This is a genomic window from Selenomonas sp. ND2010 (assembly GCF_000702005.1).
Classification (GTDB): domain Bacteria; phylum Bacillota; class Negativicutes; order Selenomonadales; family Selenomonadaceae; genus Selenomonas_A.
Genome location: NZ_JNKI01000014.1, coordinates 67,937 through 78,936, shown reverse-complemented (window position 1 = coordinate 78,936; position 11,000 = coordinate 67,937). Strand labels below are relative to the sequence as shown.

Sequence of the window (11,000 nt, the reverse complement as noted above, 5' to 3'; positions counted from 1 at the left end):
CGGGGGCCCCAGTACCATAAGCGTAGCCTTGACGTTCCGCGTGAAGCAAGAAATTTTTGCCTGCGTTCTCGTTGGAAAAGCAGTTTCGTCCAAGCGAAGCGCGTTTAACTGTTTTCCAACTCTTAATTAAAAGGCAAAAATTTCTTGTAGCGGGTTGTCACCGGTGGAGCGTTGGTACTGGGGCCCCCGCCGCCGGCGACTTACCTCGAACACGAACTGGGTACTACGCCCCTGCAAACTGTAATTTGTAAAAAATGCGTGGATAAATTCATAGAAGCCTCCATAAGGTAGATGAATCCATCTTATGGAGGCTTCTATATTTTATGCCAATATAAAGGGAATTTTCACATTCCCTTTCGATTTATTAAAAGACGTTAGCCCTTTACGACAATGTTGACGAGTTTTTTCGGCACGCAGATAACTTTGACAATCTGCTTGCCCTCCGTAAGCTCTTTGGCACGTGGCAATTCCATGACTGCCTTTTCCATTGCCTCGCGGTCAAGATCCGGCGATACCATGATCTTATCGCGAACCTTGCCGTTAATCTGCAGGACGATCTCGATTTCATCCTGTTTCATGGCTGCCTCATCATAGGTCGGCCATTTCTGCTGATGGACACTGCCTTCGACGAACAGATGGCTCCAAAGTTCCTCCGTGATATGCGGTGCGAACGGTGCGAGCATCTTCACGAGATTTATTGCCATCTCACGGGCAAGACCTGCATTGAGCTCCTTGTCCTGGAAGCCATAGAACGCGTTGACAAGCTCCATGACCGACGAAATCGCCGTATTGAACATGAAGCGGTCGCGAACATCCTCCGTTACCTTCTTGATGGTGACATGGAGGATGCGGCGCAGTTCCTTTTCGTCCTTCGTCAGCGCCGATACATCATAGCTGTCCTTGCCAGCCTTGATGGCCTCTTCGAAGTGGCCGAGGATACGCCATACGCGGTTGAGGAAACGGTACGCACCTTCGACGCCCTGGTCGCTCCACTCGAGGTCGCGGTCAACCGGTGCTGCGAACAGAATGAACAGGCGGGCCGTATCAGCACCGTACTTGCCAATGATTTCCTCCGGCGACACGACATTGCCCTTGGACTTCGACATCTTCGAACCATCTTTGAGGACCATGCCCTGCGTCAACAGATTCTTGAACGGCTCATCGAAATCGACCAGCCCGGCGTCTTTGAGGACCTTCGTGAAGAAGCGCGAATACAGGAGGTGCAGGATGGCATGCTCGATGCCGCCGATGTACTGGTCGACTGGTGCCCAGTAATTGACTTTATCCTTGTCAAACGGAGCTTTATCGTTATGCGGATCCGTATAGCGCAGGAAATACCAAGACGAGCAGATGAACGTATCCATCGTGTCGGTCTCACGCATTGCATCAGCGCCGCATTTCGGGCACTTGCAGTGCAGGAATTTCTCGCTGCTGGCCAGCGGCGATACCGAACCAGCCTCAAAGGATACGTCCGTCGGCAACATGACCGGCAGCTGGTCTTCCGGCACGAGGACTTCGCCGCAGTGCGGGCAATTAATGACCGGAATCGGTGCCCCCCAATAGCGCTGACGCGAAATCAGCCAGTCACGCAGACGGAAGTTGACCTTGCGCTTACCGAATCCCTGCTCCTCGGCATAGTCCATGATAGCCTTGACGGCTTCATGCATATCCATGCCCGTGAACTGTGCCGAATTAACCAAGCGGCCATCTTTTTCGACATAAGCCTCGGTCATTTCCTCGAGCACCAGCTCCTTATCCTTCGGCTGCAACGTCAGGATAATCGGCAGGTCGTATTTTTTCGCAAACATCCAGTCACGGGAGTCACCGGACGGAACGCCCATGACAGCTCCCGTACCATAGTCAGCGACAACATAGTTCGTAATCCAGAGCTGTGCCTTCTCGCCGTTGAACGGGTTAACGGCATAGAAGCCCGTAAACATGCCCTCTTTTTCCGATTCGCTCGAGGTACGCTCAATATCGGACTGATTGCGGACCTTCTGGCAGAACGCCTTGAGTTCCTCCGCCCTGTCGCTCTTTTCAATCAGTTTTTCAACGAGAGCATTCTCCGGTGCCAGTGCCACGAACGTGATACCATAAGCCGTATCCGGACGCGTCGTATAGACGACGAGTTTCTCATCGAGCTCCGGTACATCCAGCGTAATCTCCAGGCCTTCGCTGCGGCCAATCCAGTTGTCCTGCATCGTCTTGACGCGCTCCGGCCAGCCCTCGAGCTTATCGAGATCCTTTAAGAGCACATCGGCATAATCCGTAATCTTGAGGAACCACTGCGACAGATCTTTCTTCTGGACATCCGAATCGCAGCGCCAGCATTTGCCATCGATGACCTGCTCATTTGCCAGGACCGTACCGCAGGTGTCACACCAGTTGACCGATGCCTTTTTCTTATAAGCCAGTCCCTTTTTGTAGAAAAGCTCAAAAAGCCACTGCGTCCACTTGTAGTATTCCGGCGTACAGGTCAGAACTTCACGATCCCAATCGTAGGAGAGGCCCATCTTCTTCTGCTGCTTCTCCATGTTCTCGATATTGCTGAACGTCCAGTCCGCGGGGCTTACGCCATGCTTGATGGCGGCATTCTCAGCCGGCATACCGAAGGAGTCAAAGCCCATCGGATGAAGGACGTTGAACCCCTCCATCGTCTTGTAGCGGGCCATGACATCGCCGATGGCATAGTTGCGGACATGTCCCATGTGCAGATTGCCCGACGGATACGGGAACATCTCCAAGGCGTAATACTTCGGACGATTCGGGTCAGCCTCGGTCTTGTATACCTGCTCACTTTCCCATTTGTCCTGCCATTTTTTCTCGATCTCCTGCGGTGAATACTTCTCCAAAACGATCTCCTCCTAAAAGATAGAAAAACCCCCGTCTGCAAAATGCAGCCGGGGATTGAAATTCGCGTTTTACAGCTAAAGCCTATTATACCGTAACTATGGGCATAGCGTCAACAGTCAGTTACTCATGTCCATCCATGAGCTCCTTTTGTTTTTCCTGAGCTTCCTGCCATTTACGACGGGCATCGGCATACGACTCACATTCCAACGTAAAGCCCTTCCCTGACACTTCCGATGTATCCGAAACAATCATAAAGGCCTGTGGATCGTAATGATCCACGATAGTCTTGACGCGGCTTACCTGCGTGAGGCGCACGACGATAAAGAGGATGTCTTTGCGTTCCTTGGCAAAGCCGCCTTTCCCTTCGAGATAGGTGACGCCACGATGAACATTTTCCATGATATCCTGGCAAATCTGTTCGGCCGCCGGCGAAACAATGAAAATGGACTTTTCCCGATTAAGGCCAGCCGCCACACGGTTCGTAAGCTCTGCCGTCACATAGATGGATACCAGCGTATAGAGTGCCTCATTGACACTGAACATCCACGCCGATGCCATAACGATAATGAAGTTCAGCACAAACACCACCGTCCCCACATCAAGGGAATAGAACTTCTTAGCTACCGCACCGACAACATCCAAACCACCGGTATTCGCATTGGCACGGAAAATCATTCCAAAGCCAATGCCGGCCAGCACACCACCAAAAATGGCACATAACATGCCATCACCGGTGAGGTTCCAATCCACCATGAAATGCGTAGCGTCAAGGATGATGGACAAAACTGCCGTACCGACAATCGTATCCCAAGCATAGAGCTTGCCAAAAACCCGATACGCCAAATACAAAATCGGCAGATTATACAGGAGGTTCTGGGCACCTACGGGAAGACCCGTCAAATAGTAAATAATCAAGGCGATACCACTGATGCCGCCCGTTAAAAGGTGTGCGGGGATGATGAACAGATTGAATCCCAAGCATACGATAAAGCATCCCAGGATAATCTGTATATACCGTCCCATATGTTTCTTGATTTCCATTTTACTCATACTGCGTTCCCGAATCTTTCTCCATTCTTTTCACGCTTCCTTACCCGACAAAATCATACCACCGTAAAAAAATCTTTCGACGACTGATCCGCGATGACTTCTACGGTTCCCTTTGCCTCAGCCAGCTCCTCCGTGAGCCGGTCTTTCAACACCTCTACCACTGGAAATTCTGTACCGAAATGGCCAGCATCAATCACATGCATGCCATGTTCCACCGCCTGCTGGGCTTCGTGATATTTCACATCGCCAGTGACATAAACATCGGCCCCCATGAATGCTGCTTTCTGAATAAACTCTGCGCCGCTGCCGCTGCAGATTGCGACCTTGCGGACCGGACGGGCACCGGCATCCACCAAGCGCACATAATCGGTAGGCAGCGCCTCTCGAACCTGACGGGCAAAATCCTGTACCGTCATCGGCGCTGGCAGACTTCCCATCCGCCCCATACTGATCACCGAGCCATCCACATCCTGACTTTCCATCACAAAATGTGAAAGCTTCGAAAGACCAATGGCGTGAGCCAGCACATCATTGACACCGCCTTCGGCTATGTCGAGATTGGTATGCGCCGCCGCTACGGCAATATCATGCTTGATAAGCTGCTGTAGCCGATGCCCTAACGGCAAATCCGTCCGCAGTTTCTTGATGCCACGGAATATCAGCGGATGATGCGCAACAATCATGTCGGCCCCTTCAGCCACCGCCTGTTCCACCACTGCATCACTAACATCGAGGCAAACCAGGATTTTATGGATCTCCTGATTGAGTGCTCCCACCAAAAGTCCTGGATTGTCCCACTCTTCCGCCAATCGCTTCGGCGCGATTGTCTCTAGCGCATCCATAACTACCTGACATTTTACCATGTAAGCCGCGCCTCCAATTCTTCTACCTGTTTTTTGACGGCTGCGTATTTTTTGCTTTTCATCGCCCGCGCACTATTCTCCATCCCCGAAAGGATACGGCGCTGCTGAAATAACAGTGCCTCGATATGATGTTTGAGCAATGCTGGCTTCTTTTGCCAAAGCATCGGACCGATCAAAAGGTCTAATGGCGCGGGACGCTTTTTTTCCCCCGGTTCCGCTTTGATGATTTCATAAATGCGGCCATCGTCCACCGCCAAGGCCTCATCCACAATGTACCACTTGTGCCGATAGAGCCAGGAACGAAGCTCCATCGCTCCATTCATCGGCTGCAATACGAGCGTCGTAAGCTTAGCGGTCACGTCCATCGACTGCTCTAAAATCTGGGTCATCAAAATTCCACCCATACCAGCAATACACACGGTATCGACTTCGCCCGGCACTAAGACCTGCAGGCCATTGCCCAAACGAACGGAAATCCGATCTTCCGCAATGCCGTTTTCATGAACGGTACGCTTAGCGGCCTCATAAGGCCCTTGGTTCAAATCACCAGCAACCACAAAAGTTGCTTTATCTTCTCGTATCAAATCAATGGCAAGATAGCCATGGTCCGTACCGATATCTGCTGCGCGGCAGCCCTTCGGCACAAAATCTGCCAATGCCTGTAGTCTGTCATCCAGCTGCATAGGAGTCTCCCCTCTTCACGAAAATAAAAAAGGGTGTAACATTTCGTTACACCCTTGTGCTCTCAATGGCTCCTCGAGCAGGATTCGAACCTGCGACAGCCTGATTAACAGTCAGGTGCTCTACCGGCTGAGCTATCGAGGAATAATTATTGAAGCTCGCGCATCAACAGTAACTATTATAGCTGTCTGTCGGATTAATGTCAAGAAAATTTTTAATCCAAGAAATCCTTCAATTTGCGGCTACGGCTCGGATGGCGAAGTTTGCGCAGTGCCTTCGCCTCAATCTGACGAATGCGCTCACGAGTAACGCCGAAGTTCTGACCAACTTCCTCCAGCGTACGGGCCCGTCCATCGTCCAAACCAAAACGCAAACGCAAAACCTTTTCCTCACGCGGCGTCAAGGTGTCGAGGACTTCCTCAAGCTGCTCTTTGAGCAGCATGAATGATGCGGCATCAGCTGGTGCTGGTGCATCCTGGTCCTCAATGAAATCGCCCAGATGGGAATCTTCTTCCTCACCAATCGGGGTTTCAAGCGAAACAGGTTCCTGCGCAATCTTCATGATTTCGCGAACACGCTCCACCGTAATCTCCATCTCTTTCGCAATCTCCTCCGGAGCCGGTTCACGGCCCAGCTGCTGCAAGAGCTGACGGGATACACGGATAAGCTTATTAATCGTTTCCACCATATGGACAGGGATACGAATCGTACGAGCCTGGTCAGCAATCGCACGCGTAATTGCCTGACGAATCCACCAGGTAGCATAGGTACTGAATTTATACCCCTTCGTATAGTCGAATTTCTCAACCGCCTTAATAAGACCCAGGTTACCCTCCTGAATCAAATCCAAAAACAGCATGCCACGTCCCACATAACGTTTCGCAATGCTGACAACAAGACGAAGGTTTGCCTCTGCCAAGCGCTTCTGGGCCATTTCATCGCCATCCTGCATGCGCTTAGCCAGAGCTACTTCCTCTTCTGCTGTCAAAAGAGGAACCCGACCGATTTCCTTGAGATACATGCGAACCGGGTCATCAATGCTGACACCTTCCGGAACAGACAGGTCAATTTCGACCTCTTCGTCCTTGTCATCGGGATCTACATCATCATCTTGCTGGTCACCGCTATTGGAATCATCGACGATTTCAATACCTTTCGTACTGAACATATCATACATATTATCAATCTCGTCCGGCGACAGATCCTGCGTCTGCAACGCCTCAACGAGTTCACCATATGTTAACGTCCCACCGTTTTTCTTACCTTTTGACAAAAGGTTGTCTACAATCTCCGAGCTGCGGTTCTTGCTGCCAGCCTCAGCTTGTTTTCTCTTAGCCTCAGCCATTCAGCATCCCCCTTTCCTCACATTCCATACCTGCTACTCTATACAACTTACAATTCATCCATTTCATTTTTTATTCTCATAACCTCATTCAATTCCTCAACATACGCCATATCCCCGGCCTGCATCATCTCATTGGCCTTGCGGGAATGTTCCATAAACAGCGTGTAGAGGTACGATTTTTTGAGCACTTTCAGGGAGTCGTTGTAGGCTTCGGTTTCCTCACGTCCACCCAAATCTTCTACCAGTGCCCGGGAGAGTTCTGCCGCCGCGTCCTCGCTGAGTTTTTCCGCGGCCGTTACATCGTCCGGAGCCTGCCCCTGGCTGCCCAATTCCTGCAGGAACTTCAGGATCTCCCGCTGGACGGGGTCTCCAATCCCTTCAATCGGCAGTACCGAACCGACATGGTAGACAAGCGAAACATCCTGCCATACCATGCGGATGACAATGCGTCCAGCCCGCCTGAGCGCATTGTCCTGTTTTTTTACCACCTGTCTGATGGGTACACGCGACGGCATTTCTTCTTGAAATTCCGTCCCACGGGCAAAGTGCTGAAGCTCCGTGCGCACGACACCCTCGTCCAGCAATAAGGTCTGCGCAAGCTTCTTTTCATATTCGCTGCGAACCGCTGTCTCGCGAATGCCAGCTAAAACCGGCAGCATCTCATGAAGTGCCTTGACCTTCCCTTCCAACGTATCAATATTGTTGTGGGCAAGAACATACTTCAAACGGTATTCCACCAACGGCAGCGCCGCTTTCACCAACTGGCGGAAAGCATCTGCGCCGTGCTTGCGAATATATTCATCCGGGTCTTTGCCATCCGGTACCACGATAACCTTCACTACGGCTCCTGTGTCCCGTACAATCGAAAGGGCCCGAATCGTTGCTTTTTGACCGGCTTCATCACTGTCGTAACAAAAATATATCTCCGGCGCATAGCGCAGGAGCTTCTTGCAATGCTCCACAGTAAATGCAGTTCCGAGTGATGCCACGACGTTGCGCACGCCAGCACCAAATACAGAGATCGCATCCATGTAGCCTTCTACGACAATGGCATAACCTGCCTGCTGGATTGCCCGATGTGAGCGATCCAGTCCAAAAAGGAGTTTTCGCTTATTGAACAGTATCGTTTCCGGTGTATTGAGGTATTTCGGCTTGCTGTCATCCAGTACACGGCCTCCGAAGCCGACCACGCGCCCGCGCTCATCCGCAATGGGGATAATCACGCGATTGCGGAACCGGTCATAAAGGCCACCGCCGTTATTGCGTTCAGCCGAGAGCCCACTTGCCAACAAAAATTCCTGCTTTACTCCACGCTTCAAAAAAGCTGTAGACAACTTATCCCAGGCATTCGGGGCATATCCCAACTTAAACTCCTCAATGGTCTCCTTTGAGATGCCACGTCCAGCATAATAAGCATTGCCAGCCTGTCCATAAGATGTCATCGTCAAACAGTTATGGAAAAAATCACGGGCCATCTCATTGACCTTGCGTAAATCCGTCAATTCCCGTTCCCGGGCAATCTCCTCCGGCGTACGCTGGCGTTCCGGCAACGGGATACCTAGCTTTTCAGCCTGAAGTTTGATTGCTTCAAAATAGCTGACATTTTCAATCATCGAAAGAAACTTGAAAACATTTCCCCCAGCATGACAGCCAAAACAATAGAAGAACCCTTTATCCGGAACGACAGAAAATGAGGGGGTCTTCTCGTTATGAAACGGACAACAGCCCCAATAACGATTGCCTTTACGCTTCAAGGGAACATAACTCTGAACAACGTTCAGAATATCAGACTGTGAACGAACCTGTTCCACAAATTCGTCCATTCTCTCGCTGCGCATACTTAGACCCCTCATTGACCAATCAGATACTTTATAATAAGGCACCTGTATACCATTCGCGACTCATAGAAAAACTCCTGCCAAAAGGAAAAAGTTATCTAGCCGTGATCAAGCATACAGCCCTTTTTACAATATTTATATTCCTCATAATTTGCCAATATCCTTTTTTCCCTTGACAAATTTGAAAAATAATATCTCAATGAACCATAAAACCAACCGGCGGCATAAAAATCTCGTTGAACAACTGTACCGCATAACTATCGGTAAGACCGGCTACATAATCGGTAACAATTTTCTGCCGGCCCCAGCGTTCTTCCCGACGGACAAATTCTGCCGGGAGTTCCTCGAAATGCTCCACGAACCACTCATACAGCGCCCGCAATACATAAACCGCCTGACGGCGCTCATGCGCCAGTGTCTCCGAATGATAGATGTGTTCAAACATGAAACTTCGGAATGTGTCCATCGCCTCTTTGACTTCAGCCGAAAGCGAAATGTCGTCCTTATCCATAGAACTTACAATCATATCGGAAACCATACTCGTAATCATCGCCGAAGTATCCTCTCCCAGCCGTTCATAGACGAGCCGAGGAAGTCCCCCTGGCTGCAACAATCCTGCCCGCAGACTATCATCATAATCATGACAAAGATAAGCGATGCGGTCTGCGGTGCGCACAATACGACCTTCCAAAGTCTTCGGCAGTACAGGCCCTGTGTGGTTCACAATGCCATCCTTAACTTCAAAGGTAAGGTTCAGCCCCTGTCCACTGCGTTCCAAAAACTCGACGACCCGAAGACTTTGCTCATTGTGCGCAAAATGACCGGTCAGCTTTGCCATGGCCGCCTCACCGGCATGACCAAAGGGCGTATGACCAACATCATGCCCCAGGGCAATCGCCTCAGCCAAATCTTCATTGAGGCGCAGTCCCCGCGCAATCGTCCGAGAAATCTGCGAAACCTCCAAACTATGTGTCATGCGGGTACGATAATGGTCCCCCGACACAATATAAACCTGGGTCTTATGCTTGAGACGCCGGAAAGACTTGGAATGTAAGATCCGATCGCGGTCCCGTTGAAACTTAGTCCGGAACTGACATTCCTCCATCGGAAACTTCCGACGAGCATCACGGCTTTTGGCAGCATACGGCGATAAGAATTCATATTCCTGCGCTTCCAAACGCTCTCTTACATTCATAGTCAATCCTCCTTTTACAGGGTTTCCTTTTTATATTACACTATTTGACTAAAAAAGTCTTGCTTTTTTGCCATTTTTTGCAAAAGTTTTTTCTTTACGCTAAAATATAAGAAACAGAAAGCCCCAAGAATAAGGAGGTTTCACCATGAGAAATTACGCCAGACTGTTCCTTGCCACAGCGATTGCCGGTCTTAGCCTGACGGCATTGCCGCCGGCGGTGAGCGCTCGTCAAACCATCACCGTGAGCATCACCGACAGCATCATCCAAGGACGCGAAAAAGCGATCGTAACGGCTGACCACAGCAGCTATAATCCAGATACAGCCCGCTATACCCTGCGTGGAAACGTCAACATCCAATTTGGCAGTCGGACGATTCGCACCGATACAGCCAAAATCAGCACCAAGACACTGCAGCTTTGGACCGAAAACAATACGCAGCTCATGGAAGACGACCTTCACTTCACCGGGGGTGCCGTCTACGCAGATTTACAAGCCAATGTCGCTTGGTTCTTCGGCCCAAACTGCAGTCTCGAGCGCCCCGGCCTTGCCATCCACTCCGATAACATGGTCTACAACTGGTGCACGCGAATCGCGTCCTTCGACGGCCATGTCCTCTGCATCCAAAAAGGAGAACAACGCACAGCCGGCCATATGGAATACGATTTGGATACTGAAAAAATACGATAATCGTACCTGTTAATTGCTTCTAAAATCCCCCCGCAGTAATCGACCATCGATTACTGCGGGGGGATTTCTATTAGGATCCCATCCCAATCGGTATACTGGTATTAATAACCGTATTGGCTCCCGAAATCAGAGCCCAAATAATCACGAGCTACATAAAATATATTCTTGGCAAGGGGATTATTTCGCAACGGGCCAATTCCATTTCTGTTAATTGCGACCCAAATTTCTCCTTCATCGGCACAAAAGGTCCAGCATTCAATGCGCGAATCATTATACCTGTTAACATTTTTTACATATACATACATGTAATGATATTTTACCGTAGTCCGTTCCGTCATCACATAATGCTGCATATATTCATCCCCAGCAGCCCAAACGTCCTGAGCAGATACCTTCCCCATGCCGAACGGTGCCATACTGAAAAGCAAGCTCAATATAGCAATTGCCATTAGTGTTTTCTTTATCTTCCCCATAATAACTTCTCCCT

At 50.1% G+C, this 11,000-nt stretch carries 9 protein-coding genes and 1 tRNA gene; 1 reads left to right on the top strand and 9 read right to left on the bottom strand.

The window, feature by feature from the left end; translation table 11 throughout:
- Nucleotides 1-374 precede the first annotated feature (374 nt).
- The 8 genes from leuS to T504_RS0106870 all read right to left on the bottom strand — a co-directional run bounded on the left by leuS (nt 375) and on the right by T504_RS0106870 (nt 9,825).
- Entirely contained in the window at nt 375-2,852 is a 2,478-nt protein-coding gene (gene leuS, locus T504_RS0106905; protein ID WP_033170329.1) for a leucine--tRNA ligase, read from the bottom strand.
- 121 nt (nt 2,853-2,973) lie between these two features.
- Nucleotides 2,974-3,903 (bottom strand): YitT family protein, encoded by a 930-nt coding sequence (locus T504_RS0106900; protein ID WP_033170328.1) that lies wholly within the window; start codon nt 3,901-3,903, stop codon nt 2,974-2,976.
- A 53-nt stretch (nt 3,904-3,956) separates the two neighbouring features.
- Entirely contained in the window at nt 3,957-4,766 is an 810-nt protein-coding gene (locus T504_RS0106895; RefSeq protein ID WP_033170327.1) for a Nif3-like dinuclear metal center hexameric protein, read from the bottom strand.
- Nucleotides 4,760-5,449 (bottom strand): tRNA (adenine(22)-N(1))-methyltransferase, encoded by a 690-nt coding sequence (locus T504_RS0106890; RefSeq protein ID WP_033170326.1) that lies wholly within the window; start codon nt 5,447-5,449, stop codon nt 4,760-4,762. Before T504_RS0106890 ends, T504_RS0106895 begins: the two co-directional genes overlap by 7 nt.
- A 66-nt stretch (nt 5,450-5,515) precedes the next feature.
- A tRNA-Asn gene (locus T504_RS0106885) sits at nt 5,516-5,591 on the bottom strand.
- A 70-nt stretch (nt 5,592-5,661) separates the two neighbouring features.
- Entirely contained in the window at nt 5,662-6,792 is a 1,131-nt protein-coding gene (gene rpoD, locus T504_RS0106880; protein ID WP_051635249.1) for an RNA polymerase sigma factor RpoD, read from the bottom strand.
- Nucleotides 6,793-6,839: 47 nt separating this feature from the next.
- Nucleotides 6,840-8,630, bottom strand: a complete 1,791-nt coding sequence (gene dnaG, locus T504_RS0106875) for a DNA primase (RefSeq protein ID WP_033170325.1) — start codon at nt 8,628-8,630, stop codon at nt 6,840-6,842.
- A 196-nt stretch (nt 8,631-8,826) separates the two neighbouring features.
- On the bottom strand, nt 8,827-9,825 hold the full coding sequence (locus T504_RS0106870; protein WP_033170324.1) for a deoxyguanosinetriphosphate triphosphohydrolase: 999 nt from the start codon (nt 9,823-9,825) through the stop codon (nt 8,827-8,829).
- Nucleotides 9,826-9,970: 145 nt separating this feature from the next.
- Between T504_RS0106870 and lptC the strand changes: the two genes are divergently transcribed.
- Nucleotides 9,971-10,513, top strand: a complete 543-nt coding sequence (lptC, locus tag T504_RS0106865) for an LPS export ABC transporter periplasmic protein LptC (protein WP_033170323.1) — start codon at nt 9,971-9,973, stop codon at nt 10,511-10,513.
- Nucleotides 10,514-10,614: 101 nt separating this feature from the next.
- Here the strand turns inward: lptC and T504_RS0106860 are convergent, their stop codons facing one another.
- Nucleotides 10,615-10,986 carry a hypothetical protein gene (locus T504_RS0106860; protein WP_033170322.1) on the bottom strand — a complete coding sequence of 124 codons (372 nt, stop codon included), beginning with the start codon at nt 10,984-10,986 and terminating at the stop codon, nt 10,615-10,617.
- Nucleotides 10,987-11,000: the final 14 nt, after the last annotated feature.